The sequence below is a fragment of the Microbispora sp. CSR-4 genome (assembly GCF_008033685.1).
Lineage (GTDB): Bacteria > Actinomycetota > Actinomycetes > Streptosporangiales > Streptosporangiaceae > Microbispora.
Genome location: NZ_VJVX01000071.1, coordinates 1 through 25,688, shown reverse-complemented (window position 1 = coordinate 25,688; position 25,688 = coordinate 1). Strand labels below are relative to the sequence as shown.

The 25,688-nt window shown below is 71.8% G+C and carries 30 protein-coding genes and 1 pseudogene; 10 read left to right on the top strand and 21 right to left on the bottom strand.

The annotated features are described in order from the left end of the window. Positions 1 to 3: 3 nt before the first annotated feature. Positions 4 to 2,352 (top strand): carbamoyltransferase HypF, encoded by a 2,349-nt coding sequence (gene hypF / locus FLV34_RS34970; RefSeq protein ID WP_147945129.1) that lies wholly within the window; start codon positions 4 to 6, stop codon positions 2,350 to 2,352. On the opposite strand, the gene FLV34_RS34965 is transcribed toward hypF, so the two are convergent. Beyond that, on the bottom strand, positions 2,238 to 3,104 hold the full coding sequence (locus tag FLV34_RS34965; protein ID WP_142651962.1) for a LysR family transcriptional regulator: 867 nt from the start codon (positions 3,102 to 3,104) through the stop codon (positions 2,238 to 2,240). The genes hypF and FLV34_RS34965 overlap by 115 nt on opposite strands. Before the next feature lie 123 nt (positions 3,105 to 3,227). Here FLV34_RS34965 and FLV34_RS34960 point away from each other — a divergent pair, with 123 nt between their 5' ends. Then, positions 3,228 to 3,947 (top strand): SDR family oxidoreductase, encoded by a 720-nt coding sequence (locus FLV34_RS34960; protein WP_147945128.1) that lies wholly within the window; start codon positions 3,228 to 3,230, stop codon positions 3,945 to 3,947. Positions 3,948 to 3,960: 13 nt separating this feature from the next. Here the strand turns inward: FLV34_RS34960 and hypE are convergent, their stop codons facing one another. The 5 genes from hypE to FLV34_RS34935 all read right to left on the bottom strand — a co-directional run bounded on the left by hypE (position 3,961) and on the right by FLV34_RS34935 (position 7,502). Beyond that, positions 3,961 to 5,109: a hydrogenase expression/formation protein HypE gene (gene hypE, locus FLV34_RS34955; RefSeq protein WP_147945127.1), complete on the bottom strand. Its 1,149-nt coding sequence runs from the start codon at positions 5,107 to 5,109 to the stop codon at positions 3,961 to 3,963. Next, on the bottom strand, positions 5,106 to 6,230 hold the full coding sequence (hypD, locus tag FLV34_RS34950) for a hydrogenase formation protein HypD (RefSeq protein WP_147945126.1): 1,125 nt from the start codon (positions 6,228 to 6,230) through the stop codon (positions 5,106 to 5,108). Before hypD ends, hypE begins: the two co-directional genes overlap by 4 nt. 7 nt (positions 6,231 to 6,237) lie before the next feature. After that, a complete protein-coding gene (locus FLV34_RS34945) occupies positions 6,238 to 6,486 on the bottom strand; it encodes a HypC/HybG/HupF family hydrogenase formation chaperone (RefSeq protein WP_312845790.1) in 249 nt (82 codons plus the stop codon). After that, positions 6,461 to 6,868, bottom strand: coding sequence for a hydrogenase maturation nickel metallochaperone HypA (locus FLV34_RS34940; RefSeq protein ID WP_142651958.1), 408 nt, complete (start codon positions 6,866 to 6,868; stop codon positions 6,461 to 6,463). Before FLV34_RS34940 ends, FLV34_RS34945 begins: the two co-directional genes overlap by 26 nt. Positions 6,869 to 7,025: 157 nt before the next feature. Beyond that, positions 7,026 to 7,502: a hydrogenase maturation protease gene (locus FLV34_RS34935; protein ID WP_142651957.1), complete on the bottom strand. Its 477-nt coding sequence runs from the start codon at positions 7,500 to 7,502 to the stop codon at positions 7,026 to 7,028. A gap of 92 nt (positions 7,503 to 7,594) precedes the next feature. Here FLV34_RS34935 and FLV34_RS41955 point away from each other — a divergent pair, with 92 nt between their 5' ends. Together FLV34_RS41955 and FLV34_RS41950 are read left to right on the top strand one after the other, a co-directional pair. After that, entirely contained in the window at positions 7,595 to 7,795 is a 201-nt protein-coding gene (locus tag FLV34_RS41955) for a hypothetical protein (RefSeq protein ID WP_222709739.1), read from the top strand. Positions 7,796 to 7,798: 3 nt separating this feature from the next. After that, positions 7,799 to 8,485 (top strand): hypothetical protein, encoded by a 687-nt coding sequence (locus FLV34_RS41950; RefSeq protein WP_222709738.1) that lies wholly within the window; start codon positions 7,799 to 7,801, stop codon positions 8,483 to 8,485. A gap of 298 nt (positions 8,486 to 8,783) precedes the next feature. Here FLV34_RS41950 and FLV34_RS34925 read toward each other — a convergent pair whose 3' ends face one another. The 13 genes from FLV34_RS34925 to FLV34_RS34865 form a co-directional block, all read right to left on the bottom strand. Further along, a complete protein-coding gene (locus tag FLV34_RS34925; RefSeq protein WP_142651956.1) occupies positions 8,784 to 9,434 on the bottom strand; it encodes a DUF6084 family protein in 651 nt (216 codons plus the stop codon). 2 nt (positions 9,435 to 9,436) lie between these two features. Continuing rightward, on the bottom strand, positions 9,437 to 10,054 hold the full coding sequence (locus FLV34_RS34920; protein ID WP_142651955.1) for a DUF5947 family protein: 618 nt from the start codon (positions 10,052 to 10,054) through the stop codon (positions 9,437 to 9,439). Further along, positions 10,051 to 10,554 (bottom strand): NifU family protein, encoded by a 504-nt coding sequence (locus FLV34_RS34915; RefSeq protein WP_142651954.1) that lies wholly within the window; start codon positions 10,552 to 10,554, stop codon positions 10,051 to 10,053. Before FLV34_RS34915 ends, FLV34_RS34920 begins: the two co-directional genes overlap by 4 nt. After that, the gene (locus tag FLV34_RS34910; protein ID WP_147945125.1) at positions 10,551 to 12,326 is read right to left on the bottom strand and encodes a nickel-dependent hydrogenase large subunit; all 1,776 of its coding nucleotides are present in this window, start codon (positions 12,324 to 12,326) and stop codon (positions 10,551 to 10,553) included. The genes FLV34_RS34915 and FLV34_RS34910 overlap by 4 nt, the downstream gene beginning before the upstream one ends. Further along, the gene (locus FLV34_RS34905; protein ID WP_147945124.1) at positions 12,323 to 13,375 is read right to left on the bottom strand and encodes a hydrogenase expression protein HypE; all 1,053 of its coding nucleotides are present in this window, start codon (positions 13,373 to 13,375) and stop codon (positions 12,323 to 12,325) included. Before FLV34_RS34905 ends, FLV34_RS34910 begins: the two co-directional genes overlap by 4 nt. A gap of 5 nt (positions 13,376 to 13,380) precedes the next feature. Then, positions 13,381 to 14,046, bottom strand: a complete 666-nt coding sequence (locus FLV34_RS34900; protein WP_260617536.1) for an SIS domain-containing protein — start codon at positions 14,044 to 14,046, stop codon at positions 13,381 to 13,383. 13 nt (positions 14,047 to 14,059) lie between these two features. Beyond that, on the bottom strand, positions 14,060 to 14,275 hold the full coding sequence (locus FLV34_RS34895) for a HypC/HybG/HupF family hydrogenase formation chaperone (RefSeq protein ID WP_205831165.1): 216 nt from the start codon (positions 14,273 to 14,275) through the stop codon (positions 14,060 to 14,062). A gap of 20 nt (positions 14,276 to 14,295) precedes the next feature. Further along, a complete protein-coding gene (locus tag FLV34_RS34890) occupies positions 14,296 to 14,913 on the bottom strand; it encodes an SIS domain-containing protein (RefSeq protein ID WP_142651950.1) in 618 nt (205 codons plus the stop codon). A 179-nt stretch (positions 14,914 to 15,092) separates the two neighbouring features. Beyond that, positions 15,093 to 15,365: a GlsB/YeaQ/YmgE family stress response membrane protein gene (locus tag FLV34_RS34885; protein WP_142651949.1), complete on the bottom strand. Its 273-nt coding sequence runs from the start codon at positions 15,363 to 15,365 to the stop codon at positions 15,093 to 15,095. Positions 15,366 to 15,441: 76 nt separating this feature from the next. Beyond that, positions 15,442 to 16,092: a response regulator transcription factor gene (locus tag FLV34_RS34880; protein WP_142651948.1), complete on the bottom strand. Its 651-nt coding sequence runs from the start codon at positions 16,090 to 16,092 to the stop codon at positions 15,442 to 15,444. After that, the gene (locus FLV34_RS34875; protein WP_142651947.1) at positions 16,092 to 17,276 is read right to left on the bottom strand and encodes a sensor histidine kinase; all 1,185 of its coding nucleotides are present in this window, start codon (positions 17,274 to 17,276) and stop codon (positions 16,092 to 16,094) included. The genes FLV34_RS34880 and FLV34_RS34875 overlap by 1 nt, the downstream gene beginning before the upstream one ends. A 5-nt stretch (positions 17,277 to 17,281) precedes the next feature. Beyond that, complete coding sequence (locus FLV34_RS34870) at positions 17,282 to 18,322, bottom strand: LacI family DNA-binding transcriptional regulator (protein WP_142651946.1); 1,041 nt, start codon at positions 18,320 to 18,322, stop codon at positions 17,282 to 17,284. A 9-nt stretch (positions 18,323 to 18,331) separates the two neighbouring features. Next, positions 18,332 to 18,553, bottom strand: a complete 222-nt coding sequence (locus FLV34_RS34865) for a hypothetical protein (RefSeq protein WP_142651945.1) — start codon at positions 18,551 to 18,553, stop codon at positions 18,332 to 18,334. A gap of 154 nt (positions 18,554 to 18,707) precedes the next feature. Between FLV34_RS34865 and FLV34_RS34860 the strand changes: the two genes are divergently transcribed. Next, positions 18,708 to 19,286 (top strand): phosphoribosyltransferase, encoded by a 579-nt coding sequence (locus FLV34_RS34860; protein ID WP_142651944.1) that lies wholly within the window; start codon positions 18,708 to 18,710, stop codon positions 19,284 to 19,286. Here FLV34_RS34860 and FLV34_RS34855 read toward each other — a convergent pair. Further along, positions 19,283 to 19,495: a DUF1918 domain-containing protein gene (locus FLV34_RS34855; RefSeq protein ID WP_147945123.1), complete on the bottom strand. Its 213-nt coding sequence runs from the start codon at positions 19,493 to 19,495 to the stop codon at positions 19,283 to 19,285. The two genes, FLV34_RS34860 and FLV34_RS34855, sit on opposite strands and share 4 nt — an antisense overlap. 13 nt (positions 19,496 to 19,508) lie before the next feature. Beyond that, entirely contained in the window at positions 19,509 to 20,636 is a 1,128-nt protein-coding gene (gene fbp / locus FLV34_RS34850; protein WP_142651943.1) for a fructose-1,6-bisphosphate aldolase/phosphatase, read from the bottom strand. 100 nt (positions 20,637 to 20,736) lie between these two features. Between fbp and FLV34_RS34845 the strand changes: the two genes are divergently transcribed. The 5 genes and pseudogenes from FLV34_RS34845 to FLV34_RS34825 form a co-directional block, all read left to right on the top strand. Beyond that, positions 20,737 to 21,168, top strand: coding sequence for a CBS domain-containing protein (locus FLV34_RS34845; protein ID WP_142651942.1), 432 nt, complete (start codon positions 20,737 to 20,739; stop codon positions 21,166 to 21,168). Next, positions 21,169 to 22,518, top strand: coding sequence for an acyltransferase (locus FLV34_RS34840; RefSeq protein ID WP_147945122.1), 1,350 nt, complete (start codon positions 21,169 to 21,171; stop codon positions 22,516 to 22,518). Then, positions 22,499 to 22,864: a YhjD/YihY/BrkB family envelope integrity protein gene (locus FLV34_RS40910; protein WP_328710925.1), complete on the top strand. Its 366-nt coding sequence runs from the start codon at positions 22,499 to 22,501 to the stop codon at positions 22,862 to 22,864. Before FLV34_RS34840 ends, FLV34_RS40910 begins: the two co-directional genes overlap by 20 nt. Positions 22,865 to 23,171: 307 nt before the next feature. Next, positions 23,172 to 24,422, top strand: a complete 1,251-nt coding sequence (locus FLV34_RS34830; RefSeq protein ID WP_261986013.1) for an AI-2E family transporter — start codon at positions 23,172 to 23,174, stop codon at positions 24,420 to 24,422. Between the two features lie 452 nt (positions 24,423 to 24,874). Continuing rightward, a pseudogene (locus FLV34_RS34825) lies at positions 24,875 to 25,688 on the top strand (hypothetical protein); the annotation flags it as partial.

The following is a 25,688-nucleotide window of genomic DNA, read 5'->3' as shown; positions in this document are numbered from 1 at the left end:
CGGGTGAGCAGGCGTGCCGTCGCCGTCCGGATCGAGGGGATCGTGCAGGGGGTCGGCTTCCGGCCCTTCGTGTACGGCCTCGCCACGCGGCTCGGCCTCGCCGGGGTGGTCGGCAACGACGAACGCGGGGTCTTCATCGAGGTCGAGGGCGGCAGCGCGCCGGTCGAGGAGTTCCTGGCCGCGCTGACCGGCGACCCGCCGCCGCTGGCGGTCATCGAGCGGATCAGCACGGCCCCGGCGCCCGTCACCGGCCGCGGCACATTCGTGATCGCGCCGAGCGCGGCCGGTGGGGACCGGCACGCGCTCGTCTCGCCGGACGTGGCGACCTGCGACGCCTGCGTGCGCGACCTGAGCGACCCGGCCGACCGCAGGTGCGGCTACGCCTTCACCAACTGCACCGGCTGCGGCCCGCGCTTCACCATCGTCCGCGACGTGCCCTACGACCGGGCCACCACCACGATGGCGGGCTTCCGGATGTGCGCGGACTGCGCCCGCGAATATCACGACCCCGGCGACCGGCGCTTCCACGCCCAGCCCGTGTGCTGCCCCGCCTGCGGCCCCCTGCTGCGGTTCGTGGGTCCCGAGGGACCCGGTGATCCGCTCGCGCGGGCAGTACGGCTGCTGCGGGAGGGCGGCGTGCTGGCGGTCAAGGGACTCGGCGGCTATCACCTGGCGGCGCTCGCGGCGGACGAACCCGCCGTGGCAGCGCTGCGGTCGCGCAAGCACCGCGAGGACAAGCCGTTCGCGGTGATGACCGGCGACCTGGCCGCGGCGCGGCGGCTGTGCGTGGTGGACCCGGCCGAGGAGCGCCTGCTGACCGGCCCCGCCCGCCCCGTCGTGCTGCTGCGGCGGCTCGATGACTTACTCGTGGCGCCGTCCGTGGCACCCGGCAACCGGTGGCTGGGGGTGCTGCTGCCGTACACCCCGCTGCACCACCTGCTGCTCCGGGGGGTTGGTGAGCCGATCGTGCTGACCAGCGGAAACGTGTCCGACGAGCCGATCGCCTACCGGGACGACGACGCCCTGGAACGGCTCGGCGGCATCGCCGACGCCTTCCTGACCCACGACCGCCCCATCCACATCCGTACGGACGACTCGGTCGTACGGGTCTTCCGGGGCCGTGACCTGCCGATCAGGCGGTCGCGGGGATACGTGCCCCACCCGCTGCCGCTCGCCGTCGCGGCGGCCCGGCCCGTGCTCGCCTGCGGCGCCGAGCTGAAGCACACGTTCTGCCTGGTCAAGGGTGACCGTGCGTTCGTCTCCCACCACATCGGCGACCTGGAGAACTACGAGACCCTGCGGTCGTTCACCGAGGGAGTCGAGCATTTCCGGCGGCTGTTCGACATCACGCCCGAGGTCGTCGCGCACGACCTGCACCCCGACTATCTGTCCACCAAGTGGGCGCTCGACCAGGACGCGGACCTCGTCGGCGTGCAGCACCACCACGCCCACATCGCGTCCTGCCTGGCCGACAACGGCGTCGATTGCACGGTCGCGGGCCCGGTCGCGGGAGTGGCCTTCGACGGCCTCGGCTACGGCGCGGACGGCACACTGTGGGGCGGCGAGTTCCTCGTCGCCGACCTGACCGGCTTCGAACGGGCGGGCCACCTCGCGCCGGTGCCGATGCCCGGGGGCGTGACCGCGATCCGGCAGCCCTGGCGCATGGCCGCCACCTACCTCGATCTCGCCTACGACGGCGACGTCCCCGAAGACCTGGACGTCGTACGGCGCAACGCCGGGCAGTGGGCGGCCGTCGTCGCGCTGGCCCGCCGGGGCGTCAACTCGCCTCTCACCTCCAGCATGGGCCGCCTGTTCGACGCGGTGGCGGCGGTCGCGGGGGTCCGCGACGCGATCACCTACGAGGGCCAGGCCGCGGTCGAGTTCGAGCAGCTCGCCGATCCCGGGGTGGACGACGCCTACCCCTGCCGCCTCGTCGAGACGGGAGCGGGGTTCACCGTGCCGGGCGCGGAGCTGGTCCGCGCGGTCGCCGACGATCTGCGGGCGGGCGTGCCCCGCGACGTCGTCGCCGCGCGGTTCCACAACGCCGTGGCCCGCGTCGTCGCCGACGGCTGCGCGCTGATCAGGACGGCCTGCGGCCTGTCCACGGTCGCGCTGTCCGGCGGGGTGTTCCAGAACCTGCTGCTGCTCGGCCGGGCCGTGACCCTGCTGGAGGAGCGCGGCTTCACGGTGCTCACCCACCACCGCGTCCCCCCGAACGACGGCGGCGTCAGCCTCGGTCAGGCCGCCGTCGCCGCCGCGATGGCGGCGAACTCGCCGATCAGCGGGGTGCGGCGGGAGCTGTCCCAGGCCAGGCACACCTGGTTGGGCGGGATGTCGGCGACCGGCACGTAGGTGACGTCGGGCCGGGTGTAGAAGGTCACCACCGACAGCGGCAGGACGATGATGCCGTGGCCCGCGGCGACGTGTTCGAGCTTCTCCTCCACGGCGTGGAAGACCGGCGCGGGGCGACGCGGAGCCGAGCCCCGCAGCTCGGTCGCGACGTCGCGCCACTCGGGCACGGCGTCGGGGTGCTGGAGGAGGTGCTCGTCGGCGAGGTCGGCGATGCCGATCGCGTCCTTGCCCGCCAGACGGTGACCGGAGGGCAGCACGGCGACGCGCGGCTCGTCCATCAGCGGCCGCACGCGCAGCCCGCGCTGGTCGATCGGCAGGCGCACATAGCCGATGTCCACCCGCCCGTCGCGGATGGCGTCGGCCTGGTCGTCCCAGGTCGTACGGACGACCTCCACCGTCAGGCCGGGGTGGCGTTCGCGCAGCGCCCGGACCGCCGGAGTGACGATCAGCCCGGGCATGAACCCCACGGTGAAGGTGTCGGCGCCGCGTGCGGCGCGGCCGACCCGCCGGCGCAGCGCCTCGGCCGAGGCCAGCAGCGGGCGGGCGTCGGCGAGCAGTTGCTCGCCCGCGCGGGTGAGCTCGGTGGCCCGCCTGTCGCGCACGAAGAGCTGCACCTTCAGCTCGCTCTCCAGCGCCCGGATCTGGCGCGACAGCACGGGCTGCGCGATGTGCAACGCCTCGGCCGCCCGTCCGAAGTGCAGCCGCTCGGCCACCGCGACGAAATATCGCAGCTTTCGTAGATCGACGTCCACCAGCGCATCCTCTCGGCTCTGATGCCCTCAGGGTATTACAGGCGAGGCAGAGGGTCTTGGACGGCGGCGCCGGGGCGGGCCCATCCTGAAGGGGTCGAGATCCCCTAACCACAAGGACGAGTCATGGATCTGCAGGGGCAGCGCGTCGTCGTGCTCGGCGGCACATCGGGCATCGGACTGGCCACCGCGGAGTCGGCCGCGCGACAGGGCGCCGTGGTCACGGTCGCCTCCAGCAGGCCTTCCAGCGTCGAGCGGGCGCTGAGCCTGCTGCCGGACGGCTGCGAGGGCCGGGTCGCCGACCTCACCGACGCGCGGGCCGTGGGCCGGCTCTTCGAGGACCTGGGCGAGTTCTCCCACCTCGTCTACACGGCCGGTGAGCCGCTGCCGATGATGCCGGTGGACACGCTCGACCTCGACGCGGCACGCGACTTCTTCGGGCTGCGTTACTTCGGCGCGCTGGGGGCGGTCCGCGCCGCCCTGCCGTACCTGCGCAAGGACGGCTCGATCACCCTCACGACCGGCATCGCCAAGGACCGGCCGGGCCCGGGCTGGGCGGTCGCGGCGAGCATCTGCGGCGCCATGGAGGCGCTGACGAAGGCGCTGGCCGTCGAGCTCGCGCCCGTCAGGGTGAACGTCGTGTCGCCCGGCTTCGTGCGGTCGCCGCTGTGGTCGGCGATGGGAGAGGAGGAGCGCGAGCGGATGTACGCCGGCATCGGCGCCTCGATCCCGGCGGGGCGGGTCGGCGAGGTCGAGGACATCGCCCGCGCCTATCTGTTCCTGATGACGGAGCCGTTCGCCACCGGAACCGTCCTGACCGTGGACGGCGGCAACGTGCTCGTCTGACAAACGTGCCCGTCTAACAAATGCGGGGCAGTGGGTCGCCGACCAGAACGTCGACGATCCGGGTGCCGCCGAAGGCGGTCTTGAGCAGCACCAGACCCGGGGGGTCGTCCTGGACGCGGCCGATGATCGCGGCGCCCTCGCCGAGCGGATGGCTCCGCAGCGCGGCGAGCGCGGCGTCGGCAACGCCCCCCTCCGCGTCCCCGTCCCCGTCCCCGTCCCCGTCCCCGTCCCCGTCCCCGTCTCCGTCCCCGGCTACGACCACGACCATCCGGCCCTCGCAGGCCACGTAGAGCGGGTCGATGCCCAGCAGCTCGCAGGCCCCGCGTACGGCGGGCCGTACGGGCACCGCGTCCTCCTCGACCACGACGGCGACGCCGGAGGCGCGGGCGATCTCGTTCAAAATCGTCGCCACGCCGCCCCGGGTCGCGTCCCGCAGGCACCGCACCTTTCCGCCCACGGCGGCCAGGAGGGCGGTGACCAGGCCGTTGAGCGGGGCGGTGTCCGACGTCACGTCGGCCTCGATGTCCAGCTCGCCCCGGGCCAGCATGATCGTGACGCCGTGCTCGCCGATCGGGCCGGACACGAGGACGGCGTCGCCGGGCCGGGCGTGCGCGACACCGAGAGGCGCATCCCGCTCCAGCAGTCCGACCCCGGCCGTGGTGACGTAGCAGCCGTCGGCCTTGCCGCGCTGCACCACCTTGGTGTCCCCGGTCACGATCGACACCTCCGCCGCCGCGGCGGCCCGCGCCATCGACGCGCTGATCCGCCGCAGGTCCTCGACCGGGAAGCCCTCCTCCAGGACGAAACCGGCCGACAGGTACAGCGGCCGGGCCCCGCACACCGCAAGGTCGTTCACGGTGCCGTTGACGGCGAGGTCGCCGATGTCGCCGCCGGGGAAGAACAGCGGGGAGACCACGTAGGAGTCGGTCGTGAACGCGAGCCGCGCGCCGCCCGCGGCGAAGACCGCGCCGTCCTCCAGCGGTTCGAGCAGCGGGTTGCGGAACGCGTCGAGGAACACCGCCTCGATCAGCGTCTGGGTCGCCTTGCCGCCCGCGCCGTGGGCCATCGTGATGTGCTCCTCGCGCACGCGGGCCTTCCGCTGCCGGGCGCGGTCGATGCGTTCGAGGACCTGTTCCTCGCGGGTCGCCCGGGTCTCGGTCACCTCGTGGCCTCCCTCACCCGCTGCCGGGAGAAGCGGCCGAAGTTGTAGTAGGCCGCGCAGGCGCCCTCGGATGACACCATGCAGGTGCCGATCGGCGTCTCCGGCGTGCAGGCCGTGCCGAACACCTTGCACTCCCACGGTTTGAGCACGCCCTTGAGCACCTCGCCGCACTGGCACGCCTTGGGGTCGGCCACCCGGTTGCCGGGGATGTCGAACAGCCGCTCCGCGTCGTACGCCGCGTACTTCTCCCGCATGCGCAGCGCCGAGTGCGAGATGAAGCCGAGGCCCCGCCACTCGAAGTAGGGCCGCAGCTCCATCACCTCGGTGATGGCCCGCAGGGCTTTGCCGTTGCCCGCCCACGGCACGACCCGGGCGTACTGGTTCTCCACCTCCGACCGGCCCTCGGCGAGCTGGAGCAGCAGCATGTAGACCGACTGGAGGATGTCCAGCGGCTCGACCCCCGCCACGACCAGCGGCCTGCCGTAGTCGCGGGCGATGAACTCGTACGGCCGGCAGCCGATGATCGTGGAGACGTGGCCGGGGCCGATGAAGCCGTCGAGACGCAGGTCGGGCGAGTCCAGGATCGCCTTGATCGCGGGAATGATCGTCACGTGGTTGCAGAAGACCGAGAAGTTCCGCACGTCCTCGGCCGCGGCCCGCAGCACGGTCATGGCGGTCGACGGCGTGGTGGTCTCGAACCCGATGGCCATGAAGACCACCCGGCGGTCCGGCTCGCGGCGGGCGATCTTCAGCGCGTCCAGCGGCGAGTAGACCATGCGGATGTCGGCGCCCTGGGCCGTGGAGTCGAAGAACGATCCCCGCCCGCCCGGCACCCGCATCATGTCCCCGAACGACGTCATGATCACGTCGGGCTGCTCGGCGATGTGGATCGCGTCGTCCACGCGGCCCATCGGGATCACGCAGACCGGGCACCCGGGGCCGTGCACCAGCGTGATCGTCTCGGGCAGGTAGTCCTCCAGCCCGTGCTTGTAGATGGTGTGGGTGTGACCGCCGCACACCTCCATGAACTTGTAGGTGCGGCCCGGCTCGCACAGGCTCGCGATCCTGGCGGACAGCGCCCGCGCCTTGTCCGCGTCGCGATACTCGTCGACGAAGCGCATGGGTCCTTCACCTCTCTATGGACGAGTCACGCAGCGCCGCCAGCTCGTCCTCGTACGCCTGGCCGATGCCCTCCAGGAACTCCAGCGCGGCCCTGGCCTCGGCCTCGTCGATCTTCGACAGCGCGAAGCCGACGTGGATCAGGACCCAGTCGCCTGGCCGCAGCGGCTGACCGTCCAGCAGGCCGATGTTGACGACCCGCCGCACCCCGCTCACGTCGACCCTGGCGAGGTCAGTCTGACCGGGCGGGATCTCCACGATCTCGCCCGGAATGCCCAGGCACATAGGACACCTCCGCAGTGGCGCCGGGGTCGAGCTGGACGGATTCGAGGACGAGGCTGTCCCCGCCCTCGCTGTCGATGTCGATCCCGCCGCACAGGCCGCAGATCGTGAGCGGGTCGGCGCACAGGGCGGAGTGCCCGCAGCCCCGGCAGATGAGCCGTACGGGCTCGACGACCAGGTCGAGCGCCGCACCCTCGGCGACCGTGCCCGCGGAGGCCAGGCAGAACGCCTGGTCGAGGGCCTGCGGGGCGATGCGCAGCAGCGCGCCCGCCCGCACCCGGGCCCGGCGCACCCGCCTGCCCTTGGCCCGGCGCTCCACGGCCTCGAGCACGGCCTCGGCGATCCCGAACTCGTGCATCAGGGTCACATCCTTCTGATCCGCAGATAGCGCCGGATGTCGGGCAGCGACTGGACGACCAGCGCGGCCACCAGGGCTGCCACCAACATGAGGACCAGGCGTTTCAGCATTTCCCCAACCCCTTCATCCCCCCAACCCCTTCATCCCTCCAACCCCTTCATCTCCCCGCCTCCTTCGCGAACTCGTGCGTGATGAGTGCGAGCACGAGGTCGGCGGCCTCGGGGACGGCCGCCGCGACCGGCGGGCTCAGGTCCATCCCCGGCGTCACGTCGGCAGGCTCGCAGCCGACGAGCAGGACCCTGCCGCCCCACGGGAGATCGAGCCCGGAGGCCAGGGTGAGCACCGCCTCGGGCGTCATCGCGTGCGCGTCCACGAAGGCCCGCTCCGCGTCCGGGCAGGCCGGCGCCACGACGCTGAGCGTGCCGGGGGCCAGCCCCGACGGCACCGCGTCGACGAGGATCGTGAGGTCGTATCCCGAGGTCAGCTCGTAGGCGAGGTGGATGCCGCGGATGCCGAAGTCGCCGACCCGCACCCCGTCGGGCACCCCGGCGGCGGTGAGGCGGCGGGCCACCGCCACGCCGAAGCCGTCGTCGCCGAGGAAGACGTTCCCCACGCCGGCCACCAGTGTTCTCATGCCGGTCTTCATGGGGTTCCCCCTCGGCCGGCGCGAAATAGAAGAACCGCCGCTGCTCGCGCTGCAGGTCGGAGCCGGGATCGTCCTCCAGCGTGACGGCCAGGTGGCGCACGCCGTCCACATCGAGGAACACCGCCTCGACCAGGGCGGTCCGCCCGGCCAGGAACATGTCCTGCGCGTCGGCGCGGCGGTGGCCCGGCCGCAGCCGCACCCGGCTGCCCCTGGCGATCCGCACCCCGCCCACGGTCACGGACTCGTCGTCGGGCGTCGTCCGCGCGGGGACCTCCAGGTGACGGATGGCGCCGTGGAGCCGTTCGAGCAGCTCCGGCGGCAGGTCGGCGGCCCGTTCGAGGATCTCGGCGGCACGCGGGTCGGTGACCCGCGCCTCCCGCTTCTCCTCCTCGGTCAGGGTCAGCGTGCGCAGCGTGAGCAGCTCGTCGATCTCCGTCGAGTCGAACAGGTCGCCCGGGCTCTCCGGCGCGATGGCCGGGTGGTCGTACAGGATGATCGGCGAGGACAGCACGACGTCGCGGCGGCCGGCCTCGCCCACCAGCACCGGCCAGGTGTTCTCGTTGCGGCACTGCCGCGCCGCCGCCTCGGCCCACATCGGCGGGTCGAGCAGCGAGACGAACGCCCCTCCGCTCACCCCGATCAGCAGGTGGGCGGCGACCAGCGAACGGCGCAGGGCCTCCTCGCGCGGCGCGTCCGCCCGCTCCCAGTGGGAGGTGTTCTCCACCTCGACCCGCAGCCGCACCAGCCCGTACGGCCCGGGCAGCCGCTCGGCGGAGATCCGCAGCTCCGCGTCGAGCGGCTGGTGCTCGCAGACGATCCGGCCGGTCCGCTCGCCGCCGGGGCCCGCGATGTTCTCGATGACGCGGTCGGCCAGCACCTGGACCTCGATCGTGCAGGGCCTGGCCGTCACGCGGGCCAGGGACACCGTGGTGCGGGCCTCCCGCTCGGTGGCCTCGTCGAAGCTGAGGTAGTCGCGTCCGCCGACGGTCAGCTTCGGCACGGGCCAGTAGCCGTCGTCCTCCTCCCGCTCGACCGTCCTGCTCCTGACGTGCAGGAACCGCAGCCGCACGTCGATCCGGGCGTCTCCGGGGGCCTCGAGAAGGCACTCGGTCGCGCTGCCCGACGGCTCGCCGGGGTAGTTCGGCGGCACGAGCACGCCGAACTGCCAGCGCATGCGGTTCTTGGCGGCCGAGGCGCGATAGGGATAGAGCAGGTAGCCCTCGTACAGCACGGCGTCCGCGACGCGGCGGGCCGCCTCCATCGGCACGGTCACCGTGCTCCCTCCTTCATGCGCGCTTCCTTCAGGAGGGCATCGACCGCTTCGTCCACCGTGGCGAGGACCCGTTCGGACTTGAAGCGGAGAAGTTCGCGTACGGTGTCGCGGCGCAGCCGCAGCCACCCCGAGCCGGGGAAGGCGGTGTCGATCGTCTCGCGCCACACCGCGACCGGCAGGCGGTGGCGGGTCTCGCAGTCCCAGGGGATCTGCCGCATGCTCACCCCGCCGCCCGAGCGGGCCAGCACGGTGCCGCTGAACAGCAGCAGCAGCGGGATCTCGCCGTCGTCCAGCGAGGCGAAATATCGGCCCGCGGCCACCTCCAGGTCATATCCGCACGGCACGGGCAGGTCGATCTCGGTGCTCGTGGTGAAGGCGGGCACCATCGCCTGCGCCATGGCGAACTGCACCGGCCGCAACGTGTCACCCCACCGGGACGGCGCGCCGAACAGGTCCGCAAGCAGCGCCGCCTCCCTCGGCCCGTACGGCCTGCGGTGCGGCTCGATCCTGATCTGGCAGCGCAGCGCGATGGCGTGGACGCCCTCGGGGGCGGGGTCGGTGACGCGCAGGCGGAAGACGAGCGTGGGCGAGGCCGCGTACGGCTCGGGCCGGGCGTCCAGGCAGTCGAAGCGGAGACCGTCGTGCAAGGTCAAACCTCCTTCAGAACACGGGCCCGCCGGCGCAGGGCGGCGAAGAAGCCGTCGATGGCCTCCCACGCCTCCCGCCCGCCGTCGAAGCCCTTCCAGTGCAGCCTCACGAGGCCGACGAGCCGATAGCAGGCGTCGATCGGCACGAGATGGCAGGAGAACGAGCCGTCGGGGGCCCGGTCCACCAGCAGGGCCTCGACGTCGGGCTCGGCGTCCGCCAGCTCCGGGTTGGCCGCGAGCACCCGTTCCCAGGTGGCGAGTGGGAGCAGCGATTCGGTCGCCCCGGCAGGGCTGGGATAGAAGGCCACGGTCCGGCCGAGTGAGGAGTTGCGGAAGAAGAACGCCGTACGCACCGGGATGCCCAGCTCGTCCCAGTCGGCGGGGGAGACCCGGAAGGACGGCGCGTAGCGGAAGCGATCGGGCACGGCGCGATAGCGCCCCCGGCGGACGAACAGCAGGCGGCAGCCCCGGCAGGCGCACACCAAGGCCCGGGTCTCCAGGTCGACGACGTGCCCGTGCCCGGCCTCCAGGGGTTCGGCGCACATCTCGCACCGCTCCACCGCCTTGGCTCGGGCCGTCTCGGCCCGGGAGGAGCGGAAGCGGCGCAGGCCGGTGCTCATGACGGGCGCCTGCCGATCTGCAGCAGCGGCCTGGCCTCGGCGCTCTCCACGTCGACCCGCGTCACCTCGGGGGCCACCCGGGCGATGGCGCGCTCGATCGACTCGGTGACGGCCGCCCGTGACGAGGGGCAGCCGCAGGCCCCCTCCAGGCGCAGCCGTACGACGCCGTCCTCCACGCCCAGCAGCTCGGCCCCGCGACCATGCGGGTGGCCGTCGAGTGCGGCCCGCACCCGCTCGGCGGTGGTTAGCGGGTGCAGGTCGTGCAGCACGAGCAGGCCCGAGACCAGCGGGTCGTCCACCAGCGCGCGCAGCGTGCCGGCCGCCCCGGTCTCGGTGACGATCGCCATGACCCGTTCGAGGCCCGCGCCGTACAGGCCGACGATCTCCCGCACGAGCTCCTCGGCGGTGGTGCGGGCCCCGCCGTCCGTCAGCGCGCCGAGCAACAGCTCGATGCGCTCCCCGGTGGCGGCGACGTCGTACGTCATGGCCTTGTGGGTCATGGCGTCCCCGGGAACGCGTGCGGGCTGTGCACCACGCGCAACTGCTTTCCCCGGCCGAGATACATGTGGACGCCGCAGGGCAGGCACGGGTCGAAGCTGCGGACGGTGCGCATGATGTCGATGCCCTTGAAGCTCTCCGGCGGGTTCTCCTCGAAGATCGGCGTGTTCTGCACCGCGTCCTCGTACGGCCCCGGCGTGCCGTACGAGTCGCGCACGCTGGCGTTCCACGGCGTCGGCGGGTACGGGTGATAGTTGGCGATCTTCCCGTCCCTGATCACCATGTGGTGCGACAGCACGCCCCGCACGGCCTCGGTGAAGCCGCAGGAGATCGCGTCGTCGGGCACGGTGAACGGCGACCAGGTCTGGGTGTGCCCCTGGCGGACCTCGCCCAGCGCCCGCTCCGCGAAGTGCAGTGCGCACGCGGCGGCGTACGCCTGGAAGTACGTCCTGGCCCGGTTGCGCTCGATCGCGTTGGACAGCGGCTCGCCGTTCCACTGCGGAATGCGCCACTCGAACGTCCGCTCCGGCCGGGTAGCCGTCTTCGGCAGGTTGATCTCCACGCTGTGGCCGGTGGACCTGACGTAGCCGATGTCCACGAGGCCCGACAGGGCGGTGACCCACAGGCGGGCGAGCGGGCCGCCGCCGGTGTCGAGCGCGAGCAGGTCGCGCCCGTCGAACCAGCGCGGCGACATCACCCAGCTGTACTTGTCGCCGAAGTCCCGCTTCTGCGGGTGCGGGATCGTGTGCTGGTTCCACGGGTGGCGGATGTCCACCGGGTTGCCCAGCGGGTCTTCGGTGACGAACGGCTCCTGGCCGGCCCAGTCGTCGTAGTAGGAGCTGCCCAGCAGGATGCGGATGCCGAGGTTGATGTCCACCAGGTCGTTGGTGACGAGCTTCCCGTCCACCACGATGCCCGGGGTGACGAACATCTTCCGGCCCCAGGCGTTCATGGTGCGGTATTCGAAGGTGCAGTGCTCGGGATCCTGGAAGCTGCCCCAGCAGCCGAGCAGCACGCGCCGCCGGCCCACCTGCTCGTAGCCGGGCATCGCCTCGTAGACGAAGTCGAACAGGTCGTCGTGCATCGGGACGACCCGCTTCATGAACTCGACGTACCGCATCAGCCGGGTGAGGTAGTCGGTGAAGACCTGCACGGTCGCCGCGGTCCCCACCCCTCCGGGGTAGAGCGTGGAGGGATGCACGTGCCTGCCCTCCATCAGGCAGAACATCTCGCGGGTGGTGCGGCTCATCGCCAGCGCCTCGCGGTAGAACTCGCCCTCGAGCGGGTTCAGCGAGCGCATGATGTCGGCGATCGTGCGATAGCCGTGGTCGGCCGCGTGCGGGGCCTCGGTGCGTTCGGCCCGCGCCAGCACGCCGGGGTTGGTCTCGCGGACCATCTTCTCGCAGTAGTCGACCCCGACCAGGTTCTCCTGGAAGATGTTGTGGTCGAACATGTACTCGGCCGCCTCGCCGAGATTGATGATCCACTCGCCGATGGGCGGCGGGCACACGCCGTACGCCATGTTCTGGGCGTACACCGAGCAGGTCGCGTGGTTGTCGCCGCAGATCCCGCAGATGCGGCTGGTGATGAAGTGGGCGTCGCGCGGGTCCTTGCCCTTCATGAAGATGCTGTAGCCGCGGAACACCGACGAGGTGCTGTAACACTCGGCGACCTCGCGGTTGGCGAAGTCGACCTTCGCGTAGATGCCGAGGCTCCCGACGATCCGGGTGATCGGGTCCCAGGCCATCTCGACCAGTTCGCGTTCCTGGGTCATGATCCACTCCAGGGGGCCTGGTAACCGGTGAGCAGCTCGCGGCCCTTCGTGCGCCACTTCGGCTCTTTGTCGACCGTCCTGAACGTGATGCCGCGCAGCGTCCGGATCACCGTGCCGTACGCCGTGCTCGCGGTCGACGAGACGCGGGCACCGGGTGGTTCGTCCATGAACGGCATGAACTTGTCGGGGAAGCCCGGCATCGTGCACGCGATGCAGATGCCGCCCACGTTGGGGCAGCCGCCGACGCCGTTGATCCAGCCGCGCTTGGGCACGTTGCACTTCACGACCGGCCCCCAGCAACCGATCTTCACCAGGCACGTCGGCGAGCCGTACTCGGTGGCGAACTGGCCCTGCTCGTAGTAGCCCGCCCGGTCGCAGCCCTCGTGCACGGTCTGGCCGAACAGCCAGGCAGGGCGCAGCTTGTCGTCCAGCGGGATCATCGGCGCCTGCCCGGCGAGCTGATAGAGCAGATAGAGGATCGTCTCCGACAGGTTGTCGGGGTGGACCGGGCAGCCGGGCACGTTGACGATGGGCAGCCCGGCCTTCGACCGCCAGTCCCAGCCCAGGTAGTCGGCCACGCCCATCGCCCCGGTCGGGTTGCCCGCCATCGCGTGGATGCCGCCGTACGTCGCGCAGGTGCCGGCGGCGAGCACGGCGGTCGCCTTGGGCGCGAGGCGGTCGAGCCACTCGCTGGTCGTCATCGGCTGACCGGTGTCGGGGTTGTTGCCGAACCCGCACCAGTAGCCTTCGCGCTTGATCGACTCGTTGGGGATCGAACCCTCGATGACCAGCACGAACGGCTCCAGCTCACCGCGGTCGGCCTTGAAGTACCACTCGATGAAGGTGTCGGCGCCCTGCGTCGGGCCGCACTCGAAGTCGATCAGCGGCCAGTGCACCGCCACCTTGGGCAGGCCGGGCAGCGCGCCGAGCACGATCTCCTCGATGCTCGGCTGGGTCGCGGCCGTGAGCGCGACCGAGTCGCCGTCGCAGCTCAGCCCGGCGTTTATCCACAGGATGTGGACGGGCTCTCGCTGTTGGTCAGCCGTCATCGTCGTCACCGGCCTTCGCCAAGGGCGTGCTGGGTGAGCTCCCAGAGCGCGTGATAGACGGTCGTCTGGGCCTCCTGGATCCGGTGGACCGAGGCCGAGGGCACCACGAACAGGTGGTCGATGGTGCCGAGCTCGGCCATCTGGCCGCCGCTGTAGCCGGCCAGCCCGACCGTGAGCATGCCGCGCCGGTCGGCCTCCTCGAACGCGGCGACGAGGTTGCGCGAGTTCCCGCTGGTCGACAGGCCGAGCGCGATGTCCCCCGCGAAGGCGGACGCCGCGAGCTGCCGGGCGAAGACCACCTCGAAACCGATGTCGTTCGCCAGCGCCGTCACGACCGCGATGTCGGCCGTGAGGGCGAACGCCGGCAACGGGCGCCCGTCGCCCCCGTTCATGCGGCCCGGGTTCATGAAGAGCGTGGCGACGTCCTGGGCGTCGGTCGAGCTGCCTCCGTTGCCGAACGCGAACAGCCGGCCTCCCGCCGCGAACGACTCCGCCATCGCCTCCGCGCAGGCGGCGATCCGGTCGCCGTCGCGCTCGAGCACCGTACGGCGCAGGGTGACGATCTCGTCGACCTTCTCCACCGTCGACTGGCGTACGGATGACATCACCGCGTCGAGGTCGGTGGACTGGGAGTAGAGGAACGGGTAGAGCGCCTCCATGTCCTCGGTCACGGCCCGGTCCCCCTCACGTCTCGCTCACGACTGCGATGGCCTCCTTGGCGTGCACCAGGACGGTGTCGCCGGGCGCGGCCTCCACCAGGGCGACGCTGACCACCTCCCGGCGGTGCTCCCTGCCGGGGCCGGTGTCGACCAGGGCGAGGTCGCGCTCCAGGAGCCGTACGACGGTCACCGCGACCGCCGCGTCCGAGCAGGTGACGCACGTCTCGTCATGGCAGCTCATGCGACGACTCACGCGACGGCTCATGCGACGACCCGTGGATCCAGCACGCCGGGCTGCTCGAAGAAGACGTGCACCAGCTCCCAGAGGACGTGATAGGTGGTGACGTGCACTTCCTTGACCACGCGGGGGTCGGCGGAGCGCGCGATCAGGACGTGGTCGACGGCCGGGCTGCGCCCGATCGGGCCGCCGTCGTCGCCGCCGGTCAGCGCCAGCGTGAGCAGGCCGAGCCGATGCGCCGTCTCCAGGCCCCTGAGCACGTTCGCGCAGCGGCCGTCGCAGGAGATGCCGAGTGCGATGTCCCGCGGCGCGGCGAGACGGCGGAGCTGGTGCGCGAAGACCTCTTCCAGGCCCGCCGTCGCGGCCACCCCCGTGATCGTCGCCACGTCGCTGGTGAGGGAGAACGACGGTAGCGCCCGCTTGCCCACGATCACCGGGTGGACGAACTCCACCGAGATGTGCTGGGCGTCGGTGGCGGCCTCACCGTTGCCGAAGACGATGAGCCTGCCGCCGCCGTGGAAGCGCGTCGCCATCGCGTGGCAGGCCCTGGCCACCACGTCGGCCTCGTCGGCGAGGCCGAGCACCGGCCCCACGCGGCGGGCGAACACCTCCGGAACACGTGCAAGGACCGCCTGGTCCATCGCGGACCACTTCCCCCGTCTCGCGTCTTCCCTCTGGGAAGCCCCTGGTTACCGACCGTACGCCGCGCCCTGACGGGGGGAATCAACAGATGTCGGTGATTTCGCAAAGACCACGACAGTACGGGCATGTCGATGGCCCCGGCCATGCCGGGGCCATCGACTGCTGACTATCCGACTAACTACCCGACGCTTTTGCGGCGGTACAGCGCCACGGCGGCCATGACGCCGACGGCGGCGAGGGCCACCTGGATGATCAGTTCGATCCAGTCGATCCCGGGAGTGTTGGCGACTCCCAGGCCCCTGGCGATCGCCGAGCCGATGAGAGCGGCGATGATACCGATGATCATGGTCATCCAGATGGGAATGGCCTGGCGCCCGGGCACGACCAGCCGGCCGAGAGCGCCGATGATGAGTCCGATGATTATGGCGGAGATGATGCCGCTGACGGCCATGCTGCCACCCTCCTTGTGTTCGGCTGCCTCCCTTCTGCCCCGGCAAAACGGGACAAAACGCGACAAAACCGGAGGATTAGGAGCCTGCGATGCGGTTCTCCCAGGCCCAGGCCGCGATCTCGACCCGGTTGCGCAGGCCGAGCTTGGCCTGGATGCCGGCCACGTGGCCCTTGACCGTGCTCAGTGAGATGAACAGCTCGGCCGCGATCTCCTGGTTCGTACGGCCCCGGGCCACGGCCCTGACGACCTCGAGCTCCCGGTTGGAGAGCGGGTGGTCCGCCCCGCCGGGGGCAGGCATCCGGGCCGTCAGGTGGCGCAGCAGCCGCAGGGTGACCGAAGGGGAGACCAGCGCGTCCCCCTGGTGGGCGGCCCGCACGGCCTCCACGAGCAGGGTGGGGCCGCAGTCCTTCAGCACGAAGCCGGTCGCGCCCGCCCGCAACGCGCCGTAGACGTACTCGTCCAGGTCGAACGTGGTGACCACGACCACCCGCAGCGGGTCGGGCACGCCCGGCCCGGCCAGCGCCCGGGTCACCTCGATGCCGTCGAGCTTGGGCATCCGCACGTCCACCAGGCAGACGTCGGGCCGCAGCCGCCGGGCCGCCTCCACGGCCTCCGCGCCGTCGGCCGCCTCGGCCACCACCTCGATGTCGGGCTGGTCCTCCAGGATCAGCCGCAGGCCGCCGCGGACCATCGCCTGGTCGTCGGCCACCAGCACCCTGATCGTCATCAGCGGGCCCGCTCCCGTGCAGGCCGGGGCCGCGGCGGGGACACGGGCACGGGCAGCGTGGCGAGCACCGACCACCCGGACCCGGGACGCGGCCCGGCGCGCAGCGTGCCGCCGAGCGCCTCGACCCGTTCACGCATACCGATGAGGCCATATCCGCTGAGGCCATATCCGCCGCGCTGGTGGTGCCGCGAGGGGCACTGCGGCGAGTCGTCGGCGACCTCGACGGTGAGCGTCTCGCGGTCGCGTTCCACCTCGACCGTGACCGAGCGGGCCTGCGGGGCGTGGCGGGAGATGTTGGTCAGCGACTCCTGCACGACCCGATAGACCGTGGCGGCCACCTCGGGCGGCCACGCCGCCGTCTCCTCCTCGTCCGGCAGCCGCAGCCGCACCGTGCGGCCGCCCGCCTCGAAGCGCTCGACCAGCTCGCCCAGCTCGCCCGGCCGGCCGGGCATGGTCGTTTCCGCCGGCTCGTCCGGATCGCGCAGCAGGCCGACGACGCGGCGCATCGCGGCCAGCGCGTCGGACCCGGCGGCCTCGATGTCGGCCAGCGCGTCGCCCGCCTTCTCCGGGCTCTTCCGCGAGACCAGCCGGGCGGCCTGGGCCTGCAGCACGATGCCGGTGACGTGATGGGCGACGACATCGTGCAGCTCACGGGCGAGCCGCAGCCGTTCCGCCCGGCGCACCCCCTCGGCCACGGCCCGCCTGCGGGCGTCGAGCAGCCGCGGGCACAGCCCGGCCACGACGGCGGCGGCCCAGGCCAGGACGTTCATCAGGGTGACCGAGGGCACCCCGGCGGCGAGCGTGTGCGCCGTCACCAGGCTCCCGGCGGCCACGGCCAGCCCGCCGCCCGCCACGGCACAGGCCGTACGGACCGGCAGCGTTTTGACCGCCGTGCCGACCAGCACCGCCAGGCCGAGGGCCATCGCGGGACCTGGTTCACTGGGCAGATCGGCGAACCTCGCGGCCAGGACGGCGGTCGCGGCGACGGCCAGACCGGCCACGGCCGTCCGGGCCGGGTCGAACCGGCGGGCCAGGGCGATCGCGCACACCACGGCACCGGCGGCGCAGTCGAACCGCCAGTAGCCGCCGCCCCAGCTGTCGGCGATCCGGACGGCCCAGAAGGCCAGCACCACGGCGAAGATCACGCCGAGTGCGGCGTCGGCCGCCCATCGCCTTACCCGCATCGGCCTTACACGCCTGGGCGCGGTGGTGCGGTGCTGTCCCGCACGACGAGGGTGGTGGCGAGCTCGACCCGGTGCTGTTCGAGCCGCTCGCCCTCCGAGAGGGCCAGGACCATCCGCGCGGCGGCCGCCCCCATCTGCACGAGCGGCTGCCGTACGGTCGTCATGGGCGGCCCGGCCCACTGGGTGAACGACAGGTCGTCGAACCCGACCACGCTCAGATCGTCGGGGATGCGCACCCCCGCCCGCCTGGCGGCCTCGTACATGCCGAGCGCCTGCAGGTCGTTGGAGCAGAAGACGGCGGTCGGGGGATCGGGCAGGCGCAGCAGCTCGGTCCCGTCGCGCAGGCCGCCCTCCACATAAAGAGTGCTGGTCCGCACGAGGGCGGGGTCCACGGGCACGCCCGCCGCGTCCATCGCGGCGCGGTAGCCGTCGAGCCGCGCCCGGCAGCACGGCCACTGCGTCGGCCCGCTCAGCATCGCGATGCGGCGGTGGCCGAGGTCGAGCAGGTGGCGGGTCGCGGCCATCCCGCCGGTCCAGTTGGTCGCGCCGACCGACGGGGTCTCGTGCAGCGGCTCGCCGGTCGGGTCGAGCACGACGAGAGGGATCGAGCGGGTGGCGAGCTGCGACTGCTGCTGCACCGTGAGCTCGGAGAAGACCGCCACGACGCCGGTGGGGCGGCGGGCCAGCACCTGTTCGGTCCACGCCCTGCCCGGGGTGAGCCGGCCCTGCATCTCGGTCAGCACCACGGCCAGCTCGTGCTCCCTGGCGACCTGCTCGACGCCCTGGATGATCTCCAGCGCCCACAGGCTCTCCAGGGCGTGGAAGACGAGCTCGATGATCGCCGCGGGCTCGCTGTCACGGCGCCGGTATCCGTGCTCCCGTAACACCGCCTCCACCCGTTGCCGGGTGGCCAGGGCGACTCCCGCATGCCCGTTGAGCACCCGCGACACGGTCGGTGCGGACACTCCCGCCAGATGGGCGATCTCGGCCACGGTCAGCCTCTGAGGCGGAATGTTTCCGTCGAGGGCCCGGTCGGTCGAGGTCACGGCGACAGTCTATGGGCCTTCCCTCTCCTCGGGCCGGATCAGTCCTGCCGCGAGCAGGAGTTCGTGGGCGAGCCGGGCGGCGTGCTCGGGCCTGGACTGCGCGGGATCCTCGAGCGGCCCGCCCTCCAGGCCGCCCGCGAGCACCCGTACGGCCTCGGCGAGCGTGCTCACCTGCCGTTCGGTCGCGTCGAGTCTGGCTTTGAGCTCGTCGATCTCTCCGGGTTGGGACATGCCTCAAGTCTTCCCCGGGTCCTTCGGCCCTACCGCGAGCGGCGGAGGTGGCCGACGGTGAAAGACAGCGGCGACAATCAGGGGGAATGTCGTGTTCGTCGATCGTCATGACGCCGGGCGGCGCCTGGGTGAGCGGTTACGGAAACTTCCCGGGATGGAGGACGCGGTCGTCGTCGGCCTGCCCAGGGGAGGCGTGATCGTGGCGTACGAGGTCGCCAAGGCCCTCGGCGCCCCGCTGGACGTGATCGTCGTACGCAAGCTGGGCGTGCCCTACCAGCCGGAGCTGGGCTTCGGCGCGATCGGCGAGGGCGGGGTGCGGGTGCTGAACCCCGACGTCGTACGGCTCGCCAACATCACCCGCGACGAGATGGCCGAGGTGGAGCGGCGCGAACGGGCCGAGCTGGAGCGGCGCGCCCGCCGCTTCCGGGGCGACCGCAAGCCGGTGGACCTGGCAGGCCGTACGGTGATCGTGGTGGACGACGGGATCGCGACCGGCGGGACGGCCCGCGCCGCCTGTCAGGTGGCCCGCGCGCACGGGGCCTCCCGGGTGGTGCTCGCGGTGCCGGTGGGCGCCCCCGAGACGATCGCGAGCATGCGCGGGGACGCCGACGAGGTCGTCTGCCTGGAGACGCCGGAGCACTTCTACGCGATCGGCGCGTGGTACGAGGACTTCACCCAGGCGAGCGACGAGGACGTCGTCGAGTGCCTGCGGCGGGCCGCGGAGGAGGATTAAGGGCTTTCCGGCGTCCGCTCCGCGTGGTGCTCGATCCGGGCGTCCGGTCCCGGGTAGAAGCACGGCGTCTCCCGCTCCTCGTCGAGCCATCTCACCAGGTAGGGGGGCGAGCCGTCGGTGTGGTAGAGCGCCACCACGATCCCGATGCGGCCCGCCTTCCCCCGGTGGATGCTCTCGACGATGAGACGGTCGCCGACCGAGGCTTTCATGGCGCCGGCCTTTTCACTGCCGGGATCCGACCGGGGTCGCGACCTCGGTCGTGATCGGCGTCCAGCGGTGGGCCAGGCGCCTGGTGAGAGAGGTCATCGTCGTGTACTCCAGGTCCTCCAGCGGCAGCCGGTGCGGCTCGAACGGCCCATGGCGGCGCAGGTAGTCCATGATCTCGTTCGCCTGCCGCCGGGCTCCGTCGAACGCCGGGTCGGCGAACATGTCACGCGGGCCGATCAGCCTGCCGTCCTTGATCTGGAACCCGAGCGCGACCACCCGCGGCGGGCCGTCGAACCGCGACGGGTGCGCCTGCCCGGTGGCCACCGGCATCAGCGGCGCGTGGTGCGAGCCGCGCATGCACCCCGCCACCGAGTGGGCGAAGGCGAACGGCTCCAGCGCCTCGCCCACGGCCGGCAGGCCCGACTGGCAGCGCACGATCATCACGGGATCGTCCTTGCCGACGTACTTGCCGGCGATCAGCGACAGCCGCTGGGTGCTGGTCGCCGCAGCGGTCATGCCGAGCGTCTTCGAACGGACGCTGTGGATCACGTAGCGCGCCGGGGCGCCGATGTACATCAGCATGTCGTACAGGTCCGCCGGGCAGTCGAAGACGATGCGCCGGTCCTCGCGCAGGTCGTACACCTCGAACGCGAACCCGGCGTGCATCTTCTCGTCGATCACCAGCCCGGGGGTGTTGGACGGGTCGGCGAACATCTTGTACAGCGGGAGGTTCCACGCGCCCGGCTCGGTCTTGTCCGCCAGGAAGCACAGCACCGGTTCCGACGGCCGCTCCTCGAACTCCAGCTCCGCGTAGCCCGGGCCCATGCCGCGCAGGTTGCCGGAGAAGGCGTCCGACAGCAGGTCCTGGCCGGCGCCGTACAGGCCGAGCTCCTTGGCGAGGTGGGTCGTCGCCTGGAAGGTGTCCCAGGCGAAGGAGTGGATCAGCCCCGCCTCCTGGCCGTACGTGTGGGTCAGGATGAGCGAGATGTCGTCGCCGCAGCTTTCCGCGTGGCCGTCGATGAGGAGCCCGGACGACTTCGCCCGCTCGATCTCCCGCCGTGCTTCGGCCATCAGCCGGGGATGGACGGCGGAATGGCCGACGAACCCGCCTGTGTCTGCCTTGATGATGCTCAGCGTGATCATATGGTTCACCTCCACCTACACGTTTATTCGGACTTGGAGGGATAAATAGGGCATTAGGTCACTAAGCGGGGCGGACTTCCGTATGAAGGGGAGAGCCGGCATGAAGATCAAAGATGTCATGTCCACGCCGGTGGTCGTCGTCCCGCCGATCACGCCGGTGCGGGACGTCGCGCGGCACATGGACTACTCGGGCGTCGGCTGCGTCGTGGTGTCGGAGGGGCCCGGCATCGCCGGCGTGGTGACCGACCGCGACCTCGCCGTACGCGTGCTCGCCCAGGACAGGGGCGGGGACACGCCGGTGGGCGAGGTGATGTCGGAGCAGGTGGTCATGGCGGAGGCGGACGACGAGGTCGAGGTGGCCTTCGACGTGTTCCGCCGCCACTCCTTCCGCAGGCTGCCGGTGGCCGCCGAGGGGAGCGTGGTCGGCATGGTGACGGTCGACGACCTGCTCCTCCAGATGCACCAGCTCGGCGCCGACCTGCTCACGCCGGTGGTCAAGGAGATCAGCGAGCCGCAGCACCAGAGCGACTAGATGTCCGCGCCCCTGCGACGTGCGGCGGAGCGCACGCCGCCCGGCCGCGACCGTCACATCGACCTGCTGCGCGCCGTCGCCATCGCGCTGGTGGTGCTCGGGCACTGGCTTGCCGTGGTGGTGACCTACCGCGACCGCATCGGCGGCGACACGGTCCTCGCGTACGTCCCCTGGGCCAGGCCGCTCACCTGGCTGTTCCAGGTCATGCCGGTGTTCTTCCTGGTGGGTGGCTTCGCGGGAGCCGCCTCGCTCGACTCCTGCCGGCGGCGGGGCGGCGACGCGATCGGATGGTTCCTGTCCCGCACCGACCGGCTGATCCGCCCGACGACGGCGTTCCTGCTCACGCTGGGCGGCGCGGCCCTGCTCGCGCTCCTCCTCGGCGCCGACCCCGCCACCGTGGGCATGGCGGTCTGGCTCGCCTGCCTGCCGTTGTGGTTCCTCATCGCGTACGTCACGGTCGTCCTGCTCACCCCGATCCTGCTCGCGCTGCACCGCAGGGCGGGCCTCGCGGTGCCCGTGGTTCTCGCGGTGGCGGTGGCGTTCGGCGACGCGGCCCGGTTGCTCGGCGGTCCCGGCGTGTTCGGCGCGGCCAACTATCTGCTGGCCTGGGCGGCGGTCTACCAGCTCGGCATCGCCTGGCGGGAGGGAGCCCTGTCCGCCCGGCCCCGCGTGGCCGTACCCATGATCGTGGGCGGCCTGGCGGCGCTGGTGCTGCTCACCGTCCCGGGGCCGTACGCGGTCAGCATGGTGACCGACCCCGGCGCCCGCCTGCAGAACACCTCGCCGCCGACGCTCGCGCTGCTCGCCCTCGCGGTCGCGCAGACGGGGGTCGCACTGCTCCTGCACGAGCATGATGGTCGCCTGCTGCGCCGTACGCGCCCGTGGGCGGCCGTCGTCGCGGCCAACTCCGTGATCATGACGGTGTTCCTCTGGCACATGACGGCCGTCGTGATCGCCGTGCTCGCGCTCTATGTCACCGGCCTGCTGCCGCAGCCGCCTCCCGGATCGGCCGCCTGGCTGCTGCTGCGCGTGCCCTGGATCGCTTTCCTGACGGCGACCCTCGCGGTGCTCGTCGCCGTGTTCGCCCGGTTCGAACGGCACGCGGTTGAGAGGCGCGGGGGTGCTTTGCCGGCGTCGAGCGCCGGGAGGGCGGGGGCCTCGACGTCGGCCGCGACCCTGGCGGGAGCCGGTCTGGTCGTCGCGGGCCTGCTCGGTGTGGCGCTCACCGGCTCGCAGGGCCTGCCCGCGCCGATGCTCCCCGCCCGCTTCGCCGTGTGGTTCGCCGTCTACTTCGCGGGCGCCGCGCTGCTGTGGGCCGCCCGGGCGTCGCATCGGCGCCTCGCGTCATGAGAGTGCCGGCGGAACACTGGAAGACGATCGCCGGGCGGGTGCGGCCGTCGCCCACCTGCTGGTCGCCCTGCTGTGGGCATCGTCGAGGGCCGTCCAGGCGCTCATGCGGTGCCTGAACGCGGTGCTCGGAGGCAGGGAGAGCCACGGCCCGATCGGCACCCGCCTGCCGGCGCTGCTCTACACGCTCGCGGCGATCGCCGGAGTGCCGGTGTTGCTCGCGCTCGTCGCCGCGTTCCCGGTCGTGCTGGAACACCTCGGCCGCGGCCGGGTGGCCAGGGCCGCCGTCTCTGTGGCGCGCTGGGCGGCGCTCGTCCTGTTCATCGGGGTGGGGCCGGCGCTGCTCTAGCGGCATGTCCCCGGCAGTCGTCGCGAGTCGCAGTGGCGGTCGGTCGCCTGGGGCCTGGGGCTCGCCATGCCCGCCCTGGTGCTGGTCTCGGCCGGTCTGTCGATCTTCGTGACCGGCTTCGGCCGCTTCGGCCGCTTTGGCCGCTTCGGCTGGACGTACGGCGCGGTCGCGGCCGTACTCACGCTCTGGCCGTATTTCGCTGATCGTGCTGCTGGGCGCCGAGGTCAACGGAGCGATCGAGCGCCATCTGCGGGACTTGTCCGGATAAATCCGTGTCAAGTGACCTTCATAGGGCAGCAGGAGAGGCGTGTCCGACAGCGGTCTGTCCCCAGGAAGCGGCATCTCCAGTGTGTTCCCCTCGCTCCCCGGCCAGGGGGAAATGACGCCCGATCCGGCGCCGGAGCCGACCGGCGTCGACCGCACCGATCATGCCGATCGTGCCGACGGTGCTGATTTCGCCGACCGTGCTGATGTTGTCGGCCGTGCCGCCGGTGCCGTGGCGTCCGACCGGCCGTTCGGCCTCCCGGGACGTCCGCTGCGCAGCAACCCGTTCATGTTCGGCCTGACCGGCGCGCTCGGCGTGCTCACCGCATGGCTCCTGGTGCAGGCGATCGCCGGCGCGGGCTCGGCGATCGTGCTGATCGTGGTCTCGCTGTTCCTGGCCATCGGACTCAATCCCGCGGTCGAGGCGCTCCAGCGAAGCAACCTGTCCCGCCGCCTCGCGATCACGATCGTGTTCGGGTCGGTCATCGCGTTCTTCGTGGTCTTCGGGCTCGCGGTCGTGCCGCCCCTCACCGAACAGACCACCGGGTTCGCCCGGCACCTGCCCGACTACGTGCAGCAGCTCCAGAACCACCCGCTCATCCGCTCGGTGGACGAGCGCTACCAGATCCTCGACAAGATCCAGCAGTACGTCGCGGGCGGCGGGCTGGCCACCCAGATGTTCGGCGGCCTCCTCGGCGTGGCGAGCGTCGTGATCAGCGCGCTGTTCAGCGCCTTCACCGTGCTCGTGCTCACGCTCTACTTCCTCGGGTCGCTCAACTCCATGAAGGAGACGGCCTACCGGTTCGTGCCCCGCTCACGCCGCACTCGGGTCCGCCTGCTCGGGGACGAGATCATCAACCAGATCGGCGGCTACGTCGCGGGCAACCTGATCATCTCGCTGATCGCCGGTGTGGTGACCTACCTGTTCCTGGCCATGCTGAACGTGCCGTACGCGCTCGCCCTGGCCATCTTCGTCGCGGTCACCGACCTGATCCCGCTGGTCGGCGCGGTCATCGGCGCGGTCGTGGCCTCCGGGGTGGGCTTCCTCTCCTCCGTACAGGTCGGCATCGCCTGCGTGGTCTTCTTCGTCGTCTACCAGCAGGTCGAGAACTACTGGATCTCCCCGAAGGTGTTCAAGTCGTCCGTCGACGTGCCGCCCGTGGCGACCATCGTCGGGGCTTTGCTCGGCGGGGCGCTCCTCGGCATCGTCGGGGCCCTGCTCGGCATCCCGCTCGCGGCGGCCCTGCTCCTCCTGGCCCGCGAGGTGGTGCTGCCCCGCCAAGACCGGCTATAGCCGACCGCTGTAGCCGTTCTCTCTCCCGCAGCGCGGTGGCGTTCACAAAGCTCCGCGTACGCGCGCCGCCGCTCGTCATGCCGCAGCAGGGCGCTCCGGAGAGTGCGCAGGGCTCAGCTCGCGGCGTCGTAGTCGGCGCGGGACAGTGCGGCGACGCGGCGGTGCGGTCGGTGCGGGGCGGGAATGCGGGCGGTGTGGCGATTACGAGGCGCCGCAGTGAGCGCGGGGCGGGAGTGCGGGCCGCTGCGGTAAGTGTGCGGCGGTGCGGTGAGCGTGCTCAGCGCGACCCCGCCGATCCCGGCTGCTCTACCCCGTCCTCATCGCATCCGGGCTCTCCCACGCCCGCTGCGCCGCAAGTCTGTGGCCCCAACTGAACCGGGTCGTCCGGTTGCTAAGAGTGAGGAGAGTAAGAGATAATTCAAACAGGATTTCGAATCGAGTGAGGAGGTGTGATGGATCTGTTCGACATCGATCCTGAGCTCCTTCGTCATTCGAATGGCCCTGACGACGGTGAGTGGTGGGACCGGCTGATCGCCAATTCGCCGCTGTGGTCGTCCGACGGCTCATCCGCCCGCGAGCCCTTCCCGATCATCAACTTCGGGCCCCGGCAGCCCGCCAACGCGCCCAGCACCGAGACCACGGACGGCGTGGACGTCCCAGGCCCCGACGCCGCCGGCGCGAATGCCGCTGGCACGAACGGCGCTGGCGCGAACGCCGCGCGTTGGACCGCCGACAGCGCGGGATCTGACGCGCGTGCCGCCTGTGGGGTTGCCGATCGTGCGGCTGCCGCCGGTGCGGACGCCGCTGGCGCGGATGGCGCTCGCGCGCACGCCGCGCGTGGGGCCGCCGACAGTGCGGCATTCGCCGGTGCGAATGTGGGTGGCGCTAACGGCGCTGGCGCGAATGCCGCCCGTGAGACTGCCGAGGACGCGGCTCCCGCCGGTGCGAATGTGGGTGGCACGAACGGCGCTGGCGCGAATGCCGCGCGTGGAGCTGCCGACGGTGCAGATACCAGTGGCCCGGACGCTGCTGGCGCTGCTGGCGCTGGCTTTGGTGCCGCGCGTGGTGCTGCCGATGGCGCGGACGCTGCTGGCACGAACGGCACTGGCGCGGCCGGCCCGGGTGCGGGCGCAGGTGCCTCCGATTCGGGTGGTCGTGGGCGGGGTGGTGTGCGGTCGTCGTGGGTGGTGGTGGGGTCGGTTCGTGAGGTGGCCCAAGAGCTGGCGCTGACCCCGCTTCCCGATGACGTGGATGTGTGCCTGGCCG

Excerpts from the sequence above, each read along its gene's own strand:
- FLV34_RS34960 (WP_147945128.1), top strand. The coding sequence starts at position 3,228 with ATGGATCTGCAGGGGCAGCGCGTCGTCGTGCTCGGCGGCACATCGGGC.
- hypD (WP_147945126.1), bottom strand. The coding sequence starts at position 6,230 with ATGCGCTTCGTCGACGAGTATCGCGACGCGGACAAGGCGCGGGCGCTG.
- FLV34_RS34940 (WP_142651958.1), bottom strand. The coding sequence starts at position 6,868 with ATGCACGAGTTCGGGATCGCCGAGGCCGTGCTCGAGGCCGTGGAGCGC.
- FLV34_RS34935 (WP_142651957.1), bottom strand. The coding sequence starts at position 7,502 with ATGAGAACACTGGTGGCCGGCGTGGGGAACGTCTTCCTCGGCGACGAC.
- FLV34_RS41950 (WP_222709738.1), top strand. The coding sequence starts at position 7,799 with ATGGCGCCGTGGAGCCGTTCGAGCAGCTCCGGCGGCAGGTCGGCGGCC.
- FLV34_RS34920 (WP_142651955.1), bottom strand. The coding sequence starts at position 10,054 with ATGAGCACCGGCCTGCGCCGCTTCCGCTCCTCCCGGGCCGAGACGGCC.
- FLV34_RS34915 (WP_142651954.1), bottom strand. The coding sequence starts at position 10,554 with ATGACCCACAAGGCCATGACGTACGACGTCGCCGCCACCGGGGAGCGC.
- FLV34_RS34910 (WP_147945125.1), bottom strand. The coding sequence starts at position 12,326 with ATGACCCAGGAACGCGAACTGGTCGAGATGGCCTGGGACCCGATCACC.
- FLV34_RS34905 (WP_147945124.1), bottom strand. The coding sequence starts at position 13,375 with ATGACGGCTGACCAACAGCGAGAGCCCGTCCACATCCTGTGGATAAAC.
- FLV34_RS34895 (WP_205831165.1), bottom strand. The coding sequence starts at position 14,275 with ATGAGCTGCCATGACGAGACGTGCGTCACCTGCTCGGACGCGGCGGTC.
- FLV34_RS34890 (WP_142651950.1), bottom strand. The coding sequence starts at position 14,913 with ATGGACCAGGCGGTCCTTGCACGTGTTCCGGAGGTGTTCGCCCGCCGC.
- FLV34_RS34885 (WP_142651949.1), bottom strand. The coding sequence starts at position 15,365 with ATGGCCGTCAGCGGCATCATCTCCGCCATAATCATCGGACTCATCATC.
- FLV34_RS34880 (WP_142651948.1), bottom strand. The coding sequence starts at position 16,092 with ATGACGATCAGGGTGCTGGTGGCCGACGACCAGGCGATGGTCCGCGGC.
- FLV34_RS34875 (WP_142651947.1), bottom strand. The coding sequence starts at position 17,276 with ATGCGGGTAAGGCGATGGGCGGCCGACGCCGCACTCGGCGTGATCTTC.
- FLV34_RS34865 (WP_142651945.1), bottom strand. The coding sequence starts at position 18,553 with ATGTCCCAACCCGGAGAGATCGACGAGCTCAAAGCCAGACTCGACGCG.
- FLV34_RS34860 (WP_142651944.1), top strand. The coding sequence starts at position 18,708 with ATGGAGGACGCGGTCGTCGTCGGCCTGCCCAGGGGAGGCGTGATCGTG.
- FLV34_RS34855 (WP_147945123.1), bottom strand. The coding sequence starts at position 19,495 with ATGAAAGCCTCGGTCGGCGACCGTCTCATCGTCGAGAGCATCCACCGG.
- fbp (WP_142651943.1), bottom strand. The coding sequence starts at position 20,636 with ATGATCACGCTGAGCATCATCAAGGCAGACACAGGCGGGTTCGTCGGC.
- FLV34_RS34845 (WP_142651942.1), top strand. The coding sequence starts at position 20,737 with ATGAAGATCAAAGATGTCATGTCCACGCCGGTGGTCGTCGTCCCGCCG.
- FLV34_RS34840 (WP_147945122.1), top strand. The coding sequence starts at position 21,169 with ATGTCCGCGCCCCTGCGACGTGCGGCGGAGCGCACGCCGCCCGGCCGC.